Here is a 19,707-nt window from a genome sequence, read left to right as displayed (position 1 = left end):
AAAGAGGCGAATTAGATGGGATTTAGAGAAATAAGCCTGGACGGTGTCGTCCAGGAAATCGACCGTGAAGCATCGTTTGCTGACCTTGACGTGGGAAATGGAAATTATATCTACAATGTCAAGAAAGAAGCATACGAAGACACGCTTGAAGATATAGAGAGGACATCGGGAATAGTCCTTGGCATGCCTTCATGGAAAAGCCTTGCGGAAATAGACCTGGAGAGAGCAAGATACCTGCTAAGTGCAGACGATATGTTAGAGGAAATGCTGGACAAAACATAGAGTAAGATAACAGATAATATAAAAGTGGAATTTGCTTGGAAGGTAAGGATCGTATGTTGCGGATTATTTGATGAGCGACATACAGGGCAATGCCCATCAACGAGTTCATCGAATAACTTAAATGAGAATACATCGATTCTTCTTTAATATAATGATTAATAATAAATATAACGATTAATATAGAAAAAAATCTTATATATGAGAACGAACATAAAGGGCATAGTCCGTGGAGTTGCGAGTGCGATCATTAGTGCATAAAAGCAACAAGTCTGCAGGGTTTATAAAAGACCCCGTATTTAAATACAGGGACTAATTAAAACAGGTGAATTATTATGGTTAAGAAAACTGAGGAAAGAAAAGATACAACTGGAGAGAAGAAAGATATTTTCAAGACGTGGGCAGATAGCTACACAGAAGTTTCAAAAACGTGGGAGGATTCCTACTTAAAGCTGTACAAGCCCTGGATTGAATCAACGGGAGAGATGTTTGAGAAGGCGACTCTTCTCTCAAAGGAAGCTACACCACAGAAATACAAGGAATTTTATGATGAATGGATGAAAACATACCAGAACACCTTTGGTAAATTTTATCCAGTCCCAACGCTGAAGTCCAATAAAGAAACGCTTGAGAAATTCCTCTCAAGTGCAGAGGAATCGAATAGACTATACAGAGGATGGATTGCCGAGTTAGAGGAGAATGCAAAGAATACCCAGGAGATACTCAAAGGCGAAACTGACCCTGCAAAATATAAAGAATGCTATGATATGTGGATAAAGTCGTATGAAAAAATATTCGACGAAATTCTTGCACTCCCTGCTCAAGAGAGTACAAAAGAGATATTTGAAAAATACACAGGCATACCGGATATCTACTTGGAGAGCTTTGTCCAGATGTCAAAACTATGGAAGAATACATACTCCAGGTTATACGGTCCGTGGATTGAATCCATGCAGAGGCTTTCTGAGAAAATGGCAGAACTTTCTCGGGGAGATGCAAGCCCCGAAGCTTACAAGGAATTTTATACTATATGGATGGAAACATATAAAGAGACCTATGGCAAGTGCGTGCAGTCTATGCAGCCTTCAAAAGAAGTATTTGAGAGTTTCGTGCAGAGCACCAGTATTTATCTGAACATGTACAAGGCATGGATTGCTGCACTTGAAAAAATGGCAGAAAAGACCAAGGAGCTATCACAACAAGCCACTGATCCAGAGGTAGCTAAAGAATTTTATACTCTCTGGATAAAAATGTATGAAAAAGCTTTTGACAGCTTCTTTGAGGACATGCCCCTGGCAGGCCCGATGAAAGAAATGATGGAGCCTGTAAAGATTATGGCAAAGATATATACAGACACCTTTGCCAGAATGTCAAAGATGTGGGTAAAATCTGATTTAGGTTCAGCGTCAGCGTATCCTGGAAAGAATAAAAAATGAGAGATTCAGACAGGTTAAATATGGAAAAATCTAGTTTTGAATCATCGACGCAGGAGTTTTTTGACCTGTGGTTAAAGACCTACAATGCCACTATGGGCAGAATAGTCGAAATGCCTGCCGTGGGCCCAGCGCGTGAGAAATCCGAAAAAATGATGAAGGGTTTCTCTACATTTGTTGAACTTTATACAACCTGGATGGACTCCAATGTCAATCTCCAGAGCGTATTCATGGAAGCAATGCGCAGAATGCATGAAAAGGTGGGAAGCGAGATAGAGGGAGAAAACAGTCCTGATAAATATAAAGATTTTTACAAGATCTGGATAGAGACGTATAGCGAGACCTTCAAGGAATTCCTGAAATCAGGCCATTTTGCGGAAGACATGGGGAAATTAATGTCGCATTTTATGGAGTTCCAAAAATACAACCGGGAGATGCTTGAAGAGAATTACCTGAAACCAATGAATCTGCCCACGAAGACCGACATCGATGAGATTAATAAAGAGTTGTATTCTCTTAAGAAAGCAGTAAAAGAGTCGAATCTGAAAACAATGGATCTCCCCACGAAGAACGAAATAAATGAGATAAACAAAGAGTTGGATTCTCTCAAAGGAACAGTAAACGAGTCGAATCTGAAAACAATGGATTTCCCCACGAAGACCGAAATCGATGAGATAAACAAAGAGTTGGATTCTCTCAAAGGAATAGTGAAAGAGTCGAACCTGAAAACAATGGATCTCCCCACGAAGACCGAAATCGATGAGATAAACAAAGAGTTGGATTCTCTCAAAGGAACAGTAAAAGAGTCGAACCTGAAAACAATGGATCTCCCCACGAAGACCGAAATCGATGAGATAAACAAAGAGTTGGATTCTCTCAAGGAAACAGTAGGGGAATTGACCAGCCAGATCAAAGAATATTCGATGAACCGTTTTAATGAACAGAGAACCTTGGTTCCTCAAACTAAAAAGGATGAATCTCGTAAAATTCACAAAACTTTGATGAACCCATCTAAAAAGGATGAATATGTTGGGGTTCATCAAACCAAGAAAAAATGATGTTTTGGGTAAGGAAACGCCATGAACGAACTTAATTCAATAGAATTTGTTGAGAAATTCAAGCACGGGATGGAACTGTTCTTGAAAGCTTCTGATTTTTCGGTTGGAACAACGCCTTCCGAAATCATCTACACCGAAGATAGGATGAAACTTATCCATTATATCCCAGCCGTAGAAAAACCATATCCAGTTCCAGTACTCGTAGTGTACGCACTTGTGAACAGGTACTACATTCTGGACCTCCAGCCTGATAAAAGTGTTATAAAGAAGCTGCTGGATGAAGGTTTTGATGTCTATGTCATTGACTGGGGATATCCCAGGGGTGTGGACAGATACCTCACTATTGACGATTATGTAAACGGTTATGTAAATAATGCTGTTGATAAGATCAGAGAAAGGTCGGGACTGGATAAGATAACGCTGCTCGGCGTATGCCAGGGCGGGACTTTTTCTGTGATGTATGCTGCATTGCATCCTGAAAAGATAAAAAACCTTATCACTTTAGTGGCGCCTGTAAACTTTGATACGGATAAAGGACTTCTTCATATATGGGCAAAGAGCCTGGATGTGGACAAGATCGTGGACTACTATGGAATAGTGCCCGGTGATTTCCTGAATGCTGGATTCCTGCTCACAGATCCATTCAGGCTTATGATTGACAAGTATGTAGGTCTTTTTGAGCGAATCGAATGCGAACCAGAGGATAAAGAATGCGAGCTTAGAAATGAAGACACAGTCAAGAATTTCCTCAGGATGGAGAAATGGATATTCGACAGTCCTGACCAGGCAGGTGAAACCTTCAGGCAGTTCTTCAAAGACTGCTATCAGAAGAACCTCCTTATCAAAAACAAGATGATGCTCGATGGTAAGAAAATTAATTTAAAAAATATAACCATGCCTCTTCTTAATGTAATGGCAGAATTTGACCACCTCGTTCCCAATGATGCAAGTAAACCGCTGATTGATGCAGTATCAAGTTCGGATAAAGAGATGCTTGTTTTCCCGACAGGACATATTGGTATCTTCGTGGGCTCCAAATCCCAGAAAGAGGTCTGCCCTAAGATTGCCGAGTGGTTAAAGCCGAGGTCACTCGTGGATGGAGAAGAGAAGTTTGAACAAAAAATAAAGATTCGCAGATCAAGGAGGAATATAAAATGAGACTTGAAAATAAAGTTGCAATTATTACAGGAGCCGGGAGCGGTATTGGTAAAGAGACTGCACTCCTGTTTGCAAACGAAGGAGCTAGAGTTGTTGTCGCCGATGTAAATGAAAAGGGCGGTAATGAAACAGTAGCAGAGATTAAGAAAAACGGAGAGGGATTTTTCGCTAAACTGGATGTAACCAACAGGGAACAATCTAAACAGATGGTTAAGGATACTCTGGAGAAATACGGTAGAATCGATATTTTGATAAATAATGCTGGTATTGTTCAGGATGCCCTCGTATTAAAAATGACAGAGGAACAGTGGGATAAAGTCATCAACGTTAATCTTAAAGGAGTTTTTAACTGCATCCAGGCTGTGGTTGAAGTCATGGTCAATCAGGGAAATGGTGTAATTATCAATACCTCTTCCATTGTAGGGATAAATGGCAATGTCGGTCAGACCAACTATGCTGCAACCAAAGCCGGTCTGATTGGCATGACAAAGACCCTGGCAAAGGAACTCGGGAAAAAAGGGATAAGGGTCAATGCAGTAGCCCCAGGATTTATAATGACTCCCATGACGTCGAATGTGCCTGAAAAAATCCTTGAATTGATGAAAGAAAAAACTCCTCTGCGCAGGCTTGGTGAACCGGGGGATGTTGCACAGGCATATTTATATCTTGCTTCAGAAGAGGCGAAGTTTGTTACAGGTGCGGTGCTTTGCGTGGACGGTGGGTTGGTAATATAAAAAGGTGAGAAAAATGAATAATGTAGTTATTGTATCGGCAACAAGAGCAGCAGTCGGGAAATTCGGGGGAAGTCTTAAGGATTTCAGTCCCGGACAGCTTGGTTCTGTTGTATTGAAAGATGCCCTGAAAAGGGCTAATGTTGAACAAAGTGCCGTCGACGAGGTCGTCATGGGAAATGTTCTTTCTGCAGGTCACGGTCAGAATGTGGCAAGGCAGGCTGCAATTGGAGCGGGAATTCCAAAAGGGGTACCTTCCTATTGCGTGAACAAGGTATGCGGCTCTGGTTTAAAATCGGTTGTTCTGGGTGCGCAATCCATCATGCTCGGCGATGCGGATGTTGTGCTGGCAGGCGGCATAGAGTCCATGTCCATGGCTCCTTATGCCCTGAAAAAAAACCGCTGGGGAGCAAAGATGGGCAACGATGAAGTCGTGGATTTGATGATATATGACGGGCTTTGGGATATTTTCGGAAATTACCATATGGGAATAACAGCAGAGAACGTGGCAGAAAAATACAATGTAACGCGGGAAGAGCAGGATGAGTTCTCAGCAATTAGCCAGAATAAAGCAGAGGCTGCAATTAAAGCAGGTAAGTTCAAAGAAGAGATAGTCCCAATAGCAATCCCCCAGCCAAAAGGCGAGCCCGTGCTCTTTGATACGGACGAGTTTCCAAGGTTCGGCACAACAAAAGAGATCCTCGCAAAACTAAAACCTGCGTTTAAAAAGGACGGAACAGTAACTGCAGGCAATGCTTCTGGCATCAACGATGGAGCTGCCTGTGTCCTTCTGATGTCCGAAGAAAAGGCAAAAGAAAAAGGACTTTCGCCCCTGGCGACCATCAAAAGCTACGGCTTCTGCGGCGTGCCTCCTGAAACAATGGGCATGGGTCCTGTTTGCGCAACCAAAAAAGCCATAGAGCGCGCTGGTATTGCCACAGGCAAACTTGACCTGATAGAACTCAATGAAGCCTTTGCAGCGCAAAGCATTGCGGTTATCAGAGAACTGGGCTTGAATCCTGAGCATGTTAACGTCAATGGCGGCGCTATAGCCCTCGGGCATCCCATAGGAGCCAGCGGCACAAGGATACTGGTCACACTCCTGCATGAATTAGCAAGAAGGAAAGGTACATACGGTCTTGCAACTCTCTGTATCGGAGGAGGGCAGGGTATCGCCATGGTGGTAAAGAGGTAGATAATATGGGAAAGAAAGCAGGACTGGAAGGTAAAGTCGCTTTAGTTACGGGAGGCTCAAGGGGGATAGGTCAGGCGATTGCTTTGCGCCTGGCGGAAGAAGGAGCAGATGTTGCCATTAATTATCAGAGTACCAAAGAGAAAGCTGAGAGGGTATCAAAACTAATAGACCAGCAAGGCATGATGGACGAATTTGAGAGGTTATCCCTGATGATAGACCAGATGGAGACAAAGGAGCACGCAAAGGAAGTATCAGAGTTAATAGATTCTATGGGCAAGCATTCTATCATATGCCAGGCAAACGTCAATGACTTTGAACAGGTGAAAAGGATGCGGGAGGAGGTTGTCAAGCAGTTCGGCAAAATAGACATACTGGTTAATAATGCGGGAATAGTAAGGGATAAATCGTTTGTAAAAATGACTCCCCAGATGTGGTCAGAAGTCCTATCTGTGAACCTGGACGGCACTTTCTACTGTACCAAGGCGGTCATAGAGGGAATGCTGGAGAGGAAGTATGGCAGGATCGTGAACATATCCTCGGTCATCGGGAGGATGGGGAACCGCGGGCAGGCGAACTATGCAGCCTCAAAGGCAGGAATGATAGCTCTTACGCAAACGCTGGCAAAGGAATTTGCAGGCAAGGGTATAACTGTTAATGCAATAGCGCCGGGGTTTATAGGAACTGACATGCTAAAATCTGTTCCCAAAGAAATAATAGAGAAAATCCTTGCCCAGATACCCCTCGGAAGACTCGGGAAGCCATCCGAGGTGGCAGGAGCGGTGGCATATCTGGTCTCAGAAGACGGGGATTACATAACTGGACAGGTCATTGATATAAACGGGGGACTTTACATCTGAAAATCAGGGGGTTTGACTAATATGAAAAAAATTGCCATAGCATGCCAGGGTGGCGGAAGCCATACGGCTTTTACCGCTGGCGCGCTGAAAAGAATTCTAAAAGAAAATAAGAAAATGTACGACATTGTAGCTCTTAGCGGGACATCAGGTGGTGCTATCTGTGCTCTGTTGACCTGGTATGGTTTATTAACAGGTGGTAATGATAAAGCAGCCAAATTGCTGGATTCTTTCTGGAAAGATATTTCTGCGAATACATTTGGAGATTTGCTCTTGAACGATTGGTTCGTTGGGGCATCTCGCATGCAAAATGAAGGTTATGCAATACCTCAGGTTAGCCCATATCTGTATCCTCCGTTTGCACAGGAGTATCTGAGATCCCTTCTAGAAAAGCATGTAGAATTTGAAAAAATCAAGACATTTACTAATCCTCAACCTGAATTGCTTGTTGGGGCGGTTGATGCTCTTTCTGGTGATTTCAATGTTTTCAAGAATAGCAGGATTACTTCTGATGTAATTTTAGCTTCAGCGGCAATACCAACTTTCTTACGGGCTGTGCCAGTAGATAAATATCTATTTTGCTGGAATAAAATTCCAGGCGCTGATAATGAAAAGCTCATGGAATTTCTAAAACAAGATTTCAATATTGAATGGACTGAAAATGCAAAAATTGAAAAAACCGATAATGGCAATATCATAAGAGTTTATAAAGGAACAAAATCTCTTTTGTTGGAACTTAACGATAAAAAAACCTTTGTATATTTAAAAATCAATAAAAATAAAACGTATGAGTTTATCGTGAAGATGGAAAATGAAGAGCTGAACATAGTCAAAAAAAGTGAGTATTGGGACGGCTTGTTTTCCCAGAATCCTCCCGTAAGAGATTTTATTTCTGGAATTGATGAAAAACCTGACGAGATATGGGTAATACAGATTAATCCAAGAACAAATAAAAAATTGCCAGAGTCAATAGAAGCTATCGGCCATAGGCGAAATGAGCTTGCCGGAAATCTTTCATTATATCAGGAATTATTCTTTATAGAAAAAGTCAATGAATGGATAAAAAAAGGATATTTTGAAGAAACCAAAACCAATTATAAACCTATTCAGGTGAGATTTATTAAGATGCTTCGCGAACTGGATCTCGAAACAAAGCTTGACCGCAGTCCGGAATTCATAGAAGAAATGAAGAGCTATGGCGAAACACAGGCCGAGGAATTTGTGAGGCAGCCAGCCAAGCGCCATATGGAACGATTACGCAACCTTGTGGTTCAATGATCATGCTGACGTTAATGCTGCAGGAGTATGTCAGAATTGCTATCTCTCTGTGCTATGCTCTATGAAAATATAATGTATTATAATGATAGATACAAAAACATTTAAGTACATTGATGTGAATCAGGGTTTTAACCCATTGTCAGAGCAATCAGATTGCATCGGTAAATTATAATATTATGAGAAGCAGTCAGGCCAGGAAAATCCCGCAAACTCACAATTTTATCGGAGATAATAAATGATAGTTAAAAAAGGAAGTTTTGTAATAGAAGGACTGGAGAATGTCCAGATAAACATAGGCAAGGTAGTTGAGCCAGGACAGGCTGAAGTGGAAGGACCTACACCAAGACCTGAGATCATCAGCCTTCGGAACTGGGATTACCGCATCCTCGACAGGTACAATCCTGTATACACGCCCACGAGCGATATGTGCGATTACTGCACATACGGTAAATGCGATCTCACGGGCAACAAGGAAGGGGCATGCGGCATTGACCTTGAAGCCCACTCTGCACGGGAGGCGCTGGTGACAAGCATAATGGGAGCAGCCTGCCATACAGCACACGGACGTCATCTTCTTAAGTACCTGATTAAAAAATATGGCGAGGACCATCCCATAGACGTGGGTCCGAGCAACCTCAAAGCCCCGCTTACCGAGACTATCATGGGCATCCAGCCGCAAACAATAGGGGATTTCCTCCCTGTGCTTGATTATGTTGAAGAGCAGTTGACCCAGCTCATCGCTGCAGCCAATACAGGACAGGAGGGCGCTTCGCGTGATTTTGAGTCCAAGGCGCTCCATGCGGGAATGCTTGACCTTCTGGGAATGGAGGTTGCGGATATAATCCAGATATCGTGTATGGGGCTACCCAAATCAGATGAAAAAACACCAATGGCTGAAATAGGGATGGGAATCCTTGACCCCAAGAAACCTGTGGTGATATGCGTGGGGCACAACATTGCCGCGCCGGCATACATCCTGGATTACATGGACGGCAACGGTCTTTTTGATAAGATAGAGATAGCCGGGCTGTGCTGCACTGCCCATGACATGACCCGTTATAATAAAGCGTCAAAAATCATAGGTTCAATGAGCAAGGAACTAAAATATATCCGCTCAGGAATACCCGATGTACTGGTTACCGATGAGCAGTGCGTTAGAGCCGATATACTGAAGGAAGCACAAAAACTTCATATTCCTGTAATTGCCACCAACGAAAAAATCACATACGGATTACCGGACAGGTCGAATGACAGCGTGGATGACATCATAGATGACCTGGTGAGCGGAAAACAGGCAGGTGTACTGCTTCTTGATTTTGAAAAAATCGGGGAACTTGTCCCGAAACTTGCCATGAAGATGGGACCGATAAGGAAAGCCAAGGGGATTACTGCGCTCCCGAATGATGAGGAATTCAAGAAACTCGTTGCAAAATGCACGAAATGCCTCCAGTGCACGCGCGACTGTCCGGAAAGCCTTCCGATTTCAGATGCTATGGCGGCGGCAGTAAACGGCGACCTTGCGCCATTTGAGATACTCCATGACAAATGCGTGGGCTGCGGAAGATGCGATTATAGCTGTCCCGTGGACATCCCTGTGCTGAACGTCATCGAGAAAGCCTCACAGCGCGTGATAAGAGAAGAAAAAGGCAAGGTCAGGATTGGAAGAGGACAGATTGGCGACCCCGAGATACGCGAGGAGGGAAGAAACCTTGTGCTCGGCACAACGCCTGGCGTGCTTGCTTTCGTGGGCTGCGGCAATTACCCCGATGGCACCAAGGACGTGTATGATGTTGTGGAAGAGATGATACAGCGCAGTTATATTATCATTTCATCGGGTTGCGCTGCGATGGATATCGGAATGTACAAGGATAAGGAAGGTAAAACGCTGTATGAGCGCTACCCCGGGCGGTTCATCAAAGGCAATCTCCTGAACACGGGTTCATGCGTATCCAATGCCCACATAGCCGCAACCACAATAAAAGTGGCATCCATATTCGCAGGAAGAAAAACGAAAGGCAACTGGGAAGAGATAGCAGATTATGTTCTGAACAGGATCGGAGCGGTCGGGATAGCATGGGGCGCATATTCGCAGAAGGCTTTTGCCATCGCCACGGGCTGCAACAGGCTTGGCATTCCTGTTGTCACAGGACCGCACGGCACCAAGTACAGGCGCGCCTTCATAGGCAAACCTTACAGGAAAGAGACTTGGAATATTATGGACGCAAGGGACGGCTCTGTAATCAATGTCGAACCTGCGCCCGAGCACCTCATGATAACGGCAGAGACCAAGGATGAACTCATGCCTCTCCTGGCGAAGCTGTGCTTCAGACCCAGCGATAACAGCCTTGGAAGAGCCATTAAACTCACGCATTATATCGAACTTTCCGAGAAATACCTGAAAAAGATGCCAGACGACTGGCATGTCTATGTGCGAAATGAAGCTGACCTTCCTGTGGCAAAGCGGGAGCAGCTCCTGAAGCTGCTTGAAGAAAAGGGATGGAAGATTGACTGGGAAAAGAAAAAGATAACCGAGGGACCGCTTCGGAAAGTGGATGTTTCATTCCAGCCCACCAATGTCCCCCGACTGTGCAAGGAGGCTAAGAAATGAATAAAAAGCCAGCAGCAAAACATGCTGAAACGCCTGTTGAAAAACATCCAGCAAAAACAGATACTCCTCCTGTACAGCAGGCTGAAAAAACAATAGATACAACCCGCCAGGCTGTGCCTTTTGATACAGGGAACATCCCGGGACCGAAAATGGCAAGGGCTGTGATGCCCTCGGTTTCCGGGAAGATGCTTGCAAAAGCCAGGCGCCCTTTGCTGATAGTGGGTTCGCAGGTTCACGACGAAGAGGTGCTTTCAAGAGCTATTGCCATGGGTAAAGAAGGGCTCCAGATTGCAGCAGTGGGAAATGCCTACGTCTCACTGGGGAATAAAGGGCTTGACGTGCATTATGCGAATATGCATGCGCTTGCATCATACCTGTGCGACCCTGAATGGCAGGGGCTTGATGGAAAAGGCAATTACGACCTTGTTGCGTTTTTCGGGGTGACATATTACTATGCATCGCAGGCAATATCGGCTCTTAAGAATTTCTCAAAAATAAGAATAATATCCATGGATAAATACTATCACCCGAATGCGGATATGTCCTTTGGCAATCTCAAGAAGGATGTGTTCACTGCTGCACTCGATGAGGTTATAGCAGAGCTTCGAAATAAGAAAACAGGATGAAAATTATGGCAAACGAATTTCCCTTTGAAATCTCCCCAATGTTCGAGGGCGAACGTGTACGAAAAGATGATATGTTTGTTGAGCTTGCAGGCCCCAAGTCGCGAGGTTTTGAACTTGTGAGGGCAGCAAGTATAGATGAGATCGAGGACGGCAGGTTCACGCTCATAGGACCTGACCTTTCAGGGATGCAGGAAGGTTCGAGGCATCCGTATGCGATGATATACAGGATTGCAGGCAAACTGGTCGAGCCTGACCTTGAAGCGATAGTGGAGCGGCGAAACCATGATTTCCAGAATTACATCCAGGGCTACATGCACCTCAACCAGCGCTACGATATATGGGTGCGGATAGGCAAGGATGCGATGAAAAAAGGGCTCAAGTCATTCGAGCAGATAGCCAAAGCCACAATGATGCTCTTTAAGAACGAGCTGCCTTTTATCGAGAAGATAGAAGCTACATACATTACTGACCCTGAAGAAGTCGAGAAACAAAGAGCCGAAGCACTCAAGGTCTATGAAGCCAGGGACGCGAGAACAAAAGGTCTCCACGACGAGGACGTGGATGTTTTTTACGGCTGTACCCTGTGCCAGAGCTTTGCCCCAACAAATGTATGCGTCGTGACGCCGGACAGGATATCCTTATGCGGCGCAATAAACTGGTTTGACGGGCGGGCTGCTGCCAAGGTTGACCCCGAGGGACCTCAGTTCGCCATTCCCAAAGGCGAAATCGTGGATAAAACAGGCGGGGAATACTCAGGTGTCAATGAGAAGGCTGCTTCCCTGTCCGGAGGTGAATTCTCACGCATCAAGCTGCATTCCTTCTTCGAGTATCCTCACACAAGCTGCGGGTGCTTTGAAGTGGTAGGGTTTTACATACCTGAAGTGGATGGTATTGCATGGGTTGACCGCGATTTTACAGGCACTGCGCCAAACGGGCTTGCATTCTCGACCATGGCAGGACAGACAGGCGGGGGAAAGCAGATAATAGGATTCCTGGGCGTTGGCGTAAATTATTTCCGCTCACCCAAGTTCATCCAGGCAGACGGAGGATGGAACCGCGTAGTGTGGATGCCCAAGAATCTGAAAGAGAAAATAAAAGCTGATATACCTGCGGAACTTATTGATAAAGTCCCCACTGAAGAAGATGCAGCGGACTTAAAGACCCTCCGGGAATATCTTGAGAAAAAGCAGCATCCTATAACCCAGCGCTGGGCAAAGGAAGAGGCTGTGGAGGCAGCGGCGCCGGAGGCGGCTGAAGTGGCGCCTGCGTGGTCTGTGCCTTCTGGTATGACAATGCCTGCTGGAATGCCCATGATACCCATGCAGTTTGGCGGCGGAGAGGGCGTGAAACTTGTTTTCAAGAACGCCAGGATCACCATTGACCGTGTCGTATTGAAAAGCAAGGAAAAATGAGATGGAGTTAATTTAAAAATTTTAACAACGAATTGGTACGAACTCTGAGTTCGTTTTGAGTTCGTTGTTTTTCTTTGCGCCCTTTGCGTCTTTGCGGTTAATTAAACAAACACCGCAGAGGCGCAGAGACCGCAAAGTATTGGAACGCTATGAGAGTAATCGCAATCACAGGCAAGGGCGGAACTGGCAAGACTGCAGTAGCCGGGATGCTGATAAAATGCCTGTCCTCAGGCAATAAAACGCTCCTTGCCATCGACGCTGACCCGGATTCCAACCTGCCCGATGTTCTTGGCGTGAAAGTGGATAAGACGATAGGGGACATGCGGGAGTTCATGCTGCAGGAACGCGACAGGATGCCTCCCGACACCAACAAGGAAAGGTTGCTTGAGTCAAAGGTGTACGAGGTTCTGACCGAGACGCCACGGTACGACCTGCTCGTGATGGGGCGTCCTGAAGGCTCAGGATGCTATTGTTTTGCGAATAACCTGCTGCGCGGGATAATGGACAGGATACTTAAAAACTACGATTTAACAATAATAGATACTGCAGCCGGGCTTGAGCATCTTTCCCGAAGGATAATCCGCGACGTGGATGAACTCTTGGTTGTTACTGATGGCTCGCGCAGGGGTTTGCAGACAGCGGAGCGGATACGCGAGCTTGCGAAGTCGCTGAATCTTAACATCAAAAAAATGCATGTGATAGCAAACAAGGTAACGCCGGAGAACCGTGCAAGGATAGAGGAATACGCAAGGGAGCTGAGGATGGACATCGTTGGAGTTGTGCCTTTTGATGAGACTCTTGCAAAATTCGATCTTGAAGGAAGACCGCTGTCTCTGCTGCCCGGGGATTCAGAGGCGGTGAGGGGAGTCGGGGAGATTGCTAAGAGGATGGGGTTGTAGGATTTGATTTCCTGCCCTGTTTGGGATAGCGTTTCTTAATATCCTCTACTTTCGCTGTCAGTTCAGGAACCAGGTTTTTTTTTAACTCTCCTGAATAATGATCGTACCGGGCTGCAAGCGATATTTTCGAGGATAGCGCTCTTGCAATCTTTCCCCGCTGCCATCTCGGTGCAGTATTGATAAGCGGGTGCCTGAAAATTATGCCGTGCTTTGGCGAGGGGGCCTTGCCTTTCAGGTGCTTGAAGAGCGCATTGTTCGCCCCGATTACCTGAACCGTGCTTGAAGGCATTGAAGCCAGCCTTTCAAGGCTTCCAGCGATGCTTAAAAGCCGCGCTCCGAGGGCGTGCCCGGCGATGTTTGTGAGGTTCGGGGCGATAACGGGCATTTTTTCCTTCAGGTATTCTTCGATTGAAAGCCTTGCGCTGTATAACCCAAGAAGCGATGCGGCGAAACTCTGCATGAGCTTTAAATCTTTCTCCAGGGTTTTTTCCGTGACTTCCATCCCGATTATATGATGCGCAAGGTCTTCACCTTTTAAGTGAGTCTCATCGAAATTGAGGATGTACCATTCTTTTAGCCTGTCGGCAAGGATGTTGCCTGTCTCATCGATGTCGTCAATAGCCTCAATAGCAGCTATAATCCGCCTGTCAGGTGTCACAGCCTGTGCTATCCGTTTTTTTGCAAGCGCAATATTGAGCTCATGAAGCATGCGGTCGTACTCCTCGCCTGACCGGACAAAACCAAACTTCACTGCCAGGTCGCTGATGTCCTCACCTGCAACCTCACCCCTTAACAACATTGGTTCTTCAATTATTCGTTGTGTGAGAGAATCAATGTCTTTCTGGAATAATTCAACATTGGTTATCCTGCCTTCATCCAGTGTGAAGCTGCCAAACCATGTTTTAACTTGCATACCCCTAATTTTTACCTGATAGTACTAAACCTTTTACCGCGCCGGGGCAAGCCCAGACCCAATGGAGGCGCCGCCTGATGGACATCGAAAAATAGAAGAAATCCCAGATAAGCCGAAACTTCGGCTTGCGCAGTGTTGGGTAGCTTCGCATACCCCTCCCCAGTCACGCTTCGGGAGGGCGTGTCCCGTATGGCGCGCCATACCCGTCGTTGATAAACCTTTTTCAAAGGTTTACGCGGATAAACGGCGATACTTACCTCAGCAGCCACTCATCCTGTACTGTCAACGGCTGTGCCTGTCCAATTTGAATAACCCGTTCAGATTATGATAAAATATATATTTCTTGGAGTCTTACTTGTAGGTGGTGTAAGACATGGAAGACATTGAAACAATAACCATGAGCGCGAAGGGACAGGTTATCATACCTGCCAGAATCAGGAAAAAGTTTAGACTTAAAAAAGGTGATAAACTTCTGCTTGAGGTTGACAATAGAAATATCAAAATGACACCGAAAACAGTTGACCTTACAACACTGGTTGGATCGGTAAAAGATCTTGATATGGAACTTGTAAGAAAGCAAATAGAAGAGATGCGGAAAGATGATGAAGAGAGGGAGAGGCTAATAGAAAAGGCGATTAAGGTTAAGAAGAGATGATTGCAAAGCAGGTGATTAGATGAATAAGATTCTAATCGATACAATGCATATAGCCTCACTTCTCACAGATGAGGGCGGTTCTTATCTTGAGCTTGCTCAGGCGGTGAAGGATCAAAAGATTATCGGGATAGTTTCAGTGGTGACACTTACAGAATTGATTAAGACGCTTGGTATAGATAACAGGCACAAAATAAATGACTTAACTTATACGAAGTTAGTTTTTATAAACGTCACCCAGAGAATAGCAATGCGTGCCGGCGATCTGCGCTTGAAATATGCCGTCCCTACTATTGACTCATTGATTGCTGCAACCGGCATAGTTGAAAACGTCAAGCATATTCTTACGTATGACATTCGTCATTTTGAACCTGTTAAAAATCTGATCAAACCAATTGACCTGAAGACGGCTTTAAAAATGGCTGAGTGAAAAAAAGATTTTTGCTTTTTTTATTCGATTTCACTGGAATTTCATGGAGACGTTATATGAAAATATCACATCAAGATGATTGAACCGCTCTAAAAACACTATGGTGTTTGGACGATTTTCTATATGCGGCATAAATCATTACATTCGGCAAAGGTCTTTTCTTAATTCGACTATAAGTGAACTCCGATTCGTCAATTGTACCTATGCCTCCGTATTTTGACCACAAAAGATTTAATATAGCGAAGGCATAAGAACATGCAAATACTCATCAGAAAATGATGGGTAGGAGGAAACAGTTTAAGGTATAATTTCTATACCGAGGCATATTAGTTAATCGGAGTATCCGATTACCAAAATACTTTAATATATGCACGAATGTATAGATACTGTAGTATCGTATGACGGGTGGCGCGACCGAGTTGCTGAAGATTCTCCGGATGATTCGGCTGATGCGGCTTCTAAAAGGGCTGCGGTTGTTTTCACTCAAAATAATTAGAAGGAGGCTCTTAGAGAAGGAGAAAAGAAATAATTATGACTAAAAAATCGAATAGTATTAAAAATATAACAACTGTGCTTCTGGCACTGCTGCTTTTAGGGATTGCGGCGGCGCCGGCGAGCGCGACATTGACGGTTACCTTAAATGGCACGACGCCTGCAAACGGGATAGGTAACACCAATGTGTCATTAAACATGACTATAGTGGATAGTGCAAATTTCACAGATTTTTACAATATCACATTACCGAATTTTACAGTAACTGGGGTTACAAATACGAGTAACCTAACGAATTTTGGCATGGTCAACTCTTGGAATAAGACATTCGGTGGTTCTGGTACAAGTGCAGCATGGGTGAATGTTAGCTTAAGCCAAGAAAATACAACGAATGTCACTCAAAGTGGAACAGCCATTTACATCAATTTATCAGGTATAACCGCGCCCCAAGTACTAAACACCACCACTCCAACAAATACCATAACAATTGCGACGAATGCTACAACAACCGGTGGAAGTGGAAATGCTACCATAACCTTTACCAGCACTGTTTCAACGGTTGCAAATGCTGGATTGGTAAACCTTTCTCTGTTTAAAGTAGCAAACAACAGCGATATATTCAATCTGGTATTAAACGCCTCAGATGCATTTGGTAACGTTGTCGGTGGTCTCACCTTTGCAGGTACATCTGTCGGGAATACCAGTACGGATGCTGTTGCAGTAAGTGCTACAAACGTTACAGGCTGGGCATTAGTTAACGTCACAAGCAAACTGGCAGGCCAGAGAAATATTACGGTAACATCTGGCAACGCCACGGCAAGCAACACTAATGTGGTCTTCATAGCAGGTCCGCCAACGAATCTTGCAATCATTGGTCCGAACAGTGTAACAGGGGTTACAACCCTTAACCAGACCGTTGCAATAGTGGATGCTTTCGGAAACAACGTTACAGCAGACCAACTTACCCCAAATTTTCTGCTAACGGCAAGCATTACCTCAGGTAATGCCAGTATTACAAGCACGAACCCGTTAACCATAACAAGTGCAAATGCAGCCAACATAAGCGGCACTTCAGGATTCCCGTATAACTACACTGCTACATATAACGACAATTTCACCATAACAGCAGCATCGGTTGGAGCAGGAGCGGTTACCCTACAGGTTACAAGCAACGGCAGCATTACAGGAACAAGCAAGACGGTCACGTTCTTTGGAGCCATAAATAGCCTTGGCATAAGCACTAACACGACATCCATGCACGCAAACAATGGAAACGATTCAGTGCTTCTTACCGTCCAGTTAAAGGATTCAAGCGGCAATAATGTTCAAGCAGCCGGGGTTACAATACAGCTTGGTTCTCTGACACCTACATTATTCAACAGCACCGACATTGCAACACCCAATAGTACAAATACAAGCGGCATAGCCACCTTCGTGGTCAAGTCGACGGGCATATCCGGCTCAGGTACTATTAGCGGTACAGTAACAGTTAACCCGGCAGGCGGAACCGGTCAGACTGGAAGCACCCAGACAATTACCCTGCTGCAGGCGCCGAGCTTTGGAAACTCTGTGGTTGTTAACAGCACAAGTGGAGTTATATCGACTGGAAAGAACTCCACAATAACAGCCACAATCAAGGATTACAACGGCACGGGTGTAGGAATCTTAGGGCAATCTGTGACCTTCAACATCACAACAGGTGATGCCACATTCGCAAACAACGGCCTTAAGTTATACACTGCGACCACTGTAACTGGTGGCAATGCAACTGCAAATATAACAAGCACCAATGCATCCACAACCATAAGCGTGAACGTAACAATTGCGGATGAGAACAGTGTAACAAAACAGGTTGGCTCGTTGCAGAACTTTAGTGTAACACCAAGTGCGGCAGCCAAGTTTATAATACTACCAACCAGGAATAAAGGCTTGACAAACTTGCCCGGAACTCCGCAGGTATTTACCATAAACTCAACTGACAGCTCGGGCAACGCCAACACCACAGCCAGTGGAACCATAAACATCACAACAAACAACCCAAGTCTGGGCAACATGACAAACGGCACAGCGACTGTGAACAACAATTTGACTGTAACTGTAACTGGTGGCAATGCAAGCTTCACTTATACTGTCAACAGCAGCACTGCAGGAACAGCAATCTTACTCCTTAACTCCTCTTTGGGTAATGATACAATCACAATTACCACAAGCGGAGCGGCGGGAATAAGCCTGACAGTCAACAAGACTGTACAGAATGTTAATAGTCCTGTTATGGCAAGCGCACAGCTTACTGATGCTTCAGGTAATGCACTGGGTATAAGCAATACAAATATCAGCTTTGTTGTGACGAATGCAACCGGTGTAATTCAGAGTGTATCTGTGAATGCCACAAATGCAAGCGGCATCGCAGTATTCAACGTCACCCAGTCAGTTGCAGGAGTTTATACAGTTGCAGCATCCAATACAACACTTGGATTGAGCAACAGTACCACTGTTACCTTTGCAGGACCGGCGGCAAGTATTGTAGTAACAGCAAACAATACTTCACCACAGGTGAACCAGACGGTAACCATTAATGCCACTGTCAAAGATGCAAGTGGAGTTACCTCGGGATCACTGGATACCGGAACTATGGCGTTCCTTGCAAATGGTGCTCAGTTTGCCACAGCAACCATTACAAATGGTCTCGCAAGCACAACCTATACTCAGGCAACGACAGGCGCTGTAACCATAACAGCCTTCTTCAATGCAACATTGCAGGGAAGCACGACCGTGACCTTCGGTGTAGTAGCGCCAACCCCGACACCAACACCGACACCGACACCAACACCGCCAGTGATACTGGTATCGTCCATAACGCCGACCAGCAGGAATGCAGTGATAGGCACACCTGTGACGATATTCATGTCAGTGATTAACGGCGGAACAGCAACAGCCACCAACGTGAGCATCACACAGGATTCCAGCTTGCCAGTAACTGTAAGCTATACGCCATGGAACGGAACAGCATTCACAGGTCCAGCAAACACACCGGTGAACATAGCTGGAAACAACGGAGTGGCAAACTTTGTGCTGACCATCACAGCAACATCGGCGATCAGTAGTGGTTCGTCGCTGACCTTCAACGTGTCAGGCACCAATGCAGCAAAAGCCCCGATAAGCGGAGTGAACACGCTGACAATGGCAGCAACAACACCAAGTGCAGCCCTGGCGGATGTCATCATGATATCCACAAGCCTGAATGTAAGCACAGCGGTCAACACACCAACATTCTTTGCAGTAGCTACATCGAACGTCGGTGTCACTGCAACCGGTGTAAGTCTTGTCGTGACTGTACCGGGTTCGATGCCAGGACTGGCAAACCAGGTGAACCAGACCAATCCATCAACCGGAGCCATCATCGGTCCGGCAACCGGATTGACCATTAACGCTGGCGCTCAGCCGAGCTTTGGAGTGTTCCTGACACCAACACAGCCGATAACCTTCGATCCAACACTCCACAGGATTGTGCTGACGTTGATCGATGGCAGCGGCAACGTAATCGGATCCCAGTCGGTGGCAATATCCACAAAGTAAAAGAACACAATGCAATGAGAGAGGTGTTTATGAAAATAAACACCACCTCTTTTTTTATTTTTAATTCCGTCAATTAAAGTCTTTTTCTTAAAATAAACGCACCTATCACTATA

16 protein-coding genes are annotated in these 19,707 nt (G+C 45.1%); 15 read left to right on the top strand and 1 reads right to left on the bottom strand.

All coding sequences use genetic code 11. The features are described 5' to 3' along the window. Nucleotides 1-15 precede the first annotated feature (15 nt). From O8C68_10690 to O8C68_10635, 12 genes are all read left to right on the top strand, one after another. Nucleotides 16-282, top strand: coding sequence for a hypothetical protein (locus O8C68_10690; GenBank protein ID MCZ7396261.1), 267 nt, complete (start codon nt 16-18; stop codon nt 280-282). Between the two features lie 332 nt (nt 283-614). After that, nucleotides 615-1,715 (top strand): hypothetical protein, encoded by a 1,101-nt coding sequence (locus O8C68_10685; protein ID MCZ7396260.1) that lies wholly within the window; start codon nt 615-617, stop codon nt 1,713-1,715. Nucleotides 1,716-1,735: 20 nt separating this feature from the next. Continuing rightward, a complete protein-coding gene (locus O8C68_10680) occupies nt 1,736-2,770 on the top strand; it encodes a hypothetical protein (protein MCZ7396259.1) in 1,035 nt (344 codons plus the stop codon). A 21-nt stretch (nt 2,771-2,791) separates the two neighbouring features. Next, a complete protein-coding gene (phaC, locus tag O8C68_10675) occupies nt 2,792-3,928 on the top strand; it encodes a class III poly(R)-hydroxyalkanoic acid synthase subunit PhaC (GenBank protein MCZ7396258.1) in 1,137 nt (378 codons plus the stop codon). Further along, a complete protein-coding gene (gene fabG, locus O8C68_10670) occupies nt 3,925-4,662 on the top strand; it encodes a 3-oxoacyl-ACP reductase FabG (protein MCZ7396257.1) in 738 nt (245 codons plus the stop codon). Before phaC ends, fabG begins: the two co-directional genes overlap by 4 nt. Nucleotides 4,663-4,675: 13 nt before the next feature. Next, complete coding sequence (locus tag O8C68_10665; protein ID MCZ7396256.1) at nt 4,676-5,854, top strand: acetyl-CoA C-acetyltransferase; 1,179 nt, start codon at nt 4,676-4,678, stop codon at nt 5,852-5,854. A 5-nt stretch (nt 5,855-5,859) separates the two neighbouring features. Beyond that, nucleotides 5,860-6,711: a beta-ketoacyl-ACP reductase gene (locus O8C68_10660; GenBank protein MCZ7396255.1), complete on the top strand. Its 852-nt coding sequence runs from the start codon at nt 5,860-5,862 to the stop codon at nt 6,709-6,711. Nucleotides 6,712-6,732: 21 nt separating this feature from the next. Then, nucleotides 6,733-7,986, top strand: coding sequence for a patatin-like phospholipase family protein (locus O8C68_10655; protein ID MCZ7396254.1), 1,254 nt, complete (start codon nt 6,733-6,735; stop codon nt 7,984-7,986). A gap of 235 nt (nt 7,987-8,221) precedes the next feature. Beyond that, entirely contained in the window at nt 8,222-10,594 is a 2,373-nt protein-coding gene (gene cdhA / locus O8C68_10650; GenBank protein ID MCZ7396253.1) for a CO dehydrogenase/acetyl-CoA synthase complex subunit alpha, read from the top strand. Continuing rightward, nucleotides 10,591-11,220 (top strand): CO dehydrogenase/acetyl-CoA synthase complex subunit epsilon, encoded by a 630-nt coding sequence (gene cdhB / locus O8C68_10645; protein ID MCZ7396252.1) that lies wholly within the window; start codon nt 10,591-10,593, stop codon nt 11,218-11,220. Before cdhA ends, cdhB begins: the two co-directional genes overlap by 4 nt. 5 nt (nt 11,221-11,225) lie before the next feature. Continuing rightward, entirely contained in the window at nt 11,226-12,632 is a 1,407-nt protein-coding gene (cdhC, locus tag O8C68_10640) for a CO dehydrogenase/CO-methylating acetyl-CoA synthase complex subunit beta (GenBank protein MCZ7396251.1), read from the top strand. 149 nt (nt 12,633-12,781) lie between these two features. Further along, nucleotides 12,782-13,531 (top strand): AAA family ATPase, encoded by a 750-nt coding sequence (locus O8C68_10635; protein MCZ7396250.1) that lies wholly within the window; start codon nt 12,782-12,784, stop codon nt 13,529-13,531. On the opposite strand, the gene O8C68_10630 is transcribed toward O8C68_10635, so the two are convergent. Continuing rightward, nucleotides 13,512-14,444, bottom strand: coding sequence for an rRNA biogenesis protein (locus O8C68_10630; GenBank protein ID MCZ7396249.1), 933 nt, complete (start codon nt 14,442-14,444; stop codon nt 13,512-13,514). The two genes, O8C68_10635 and O8C68_10630, sit on opposite strands and share 20 nt — an antisense overlap. Nucleotides 14,445-14,817: 373 nt before the next feature. Between O8C68_10630 and O8C68_10625 the strand changes: the two genes are divergently transcribed. The 3 genes from O8C68_10625 to O8C68_10615 all read left to right on the top strand — a co-directional run bounded on the left by O8C68_10625 (nt 14,818) and on the right by O8C68_10615 (nt 19,594). Further along, nucleotides 14,818-15,099 carry an AbrB/MazE/SpoVT family DNA-binding domain-containing protein gene (locus O8C68_10625; GenBank protein ID MCZ7396248.1) on the top strand — a complete coding sequence of 94 codons (282 nt, stop codon included), beginning with the start codon at nt 14,818-14,820 and terminating at the stop codon, nt 15,097-15,099. Nucleotides 15,100-15,118: 19 nt separating this feature from the next. After that, entirely contained in the window at nt 15,119-15,526 is a 408-nt protein-coding gene (locus O8C68_10620) for a PIN domain-containing protein (protein ID MCZ7396247.1), read from the top strand. 531 nt (nt 15,527-16,057) lie between these two features. Next, on the top strand, nt 16,058-19,594 hold the full coding sequence (locus tag O8C68_10615) for a hypothetical protein (GenBank protein ID MCZ7396246.1): 3,537 nt from the start codon (nt 16,058-16,060) through the stop codon (nt 19,592-19,594). The last annotated feature ends 113 nt before the right edge of the window (nt 19,595-19,707 follow it).

The organism is Candidatus Methanoperedens sp. (genome assembly GCA_027460525.1).
GTDB lineage: Archaea > Halobacteriota > Methanosarcinia > Methanosarcinales > Methanoperedenaceae > Methanoperedens.
The sequence above is the reverse complement of the archived record's forward strand: the minus strand, read 5'-3'. Positions and strand labels throughout refer to the sequence as shown.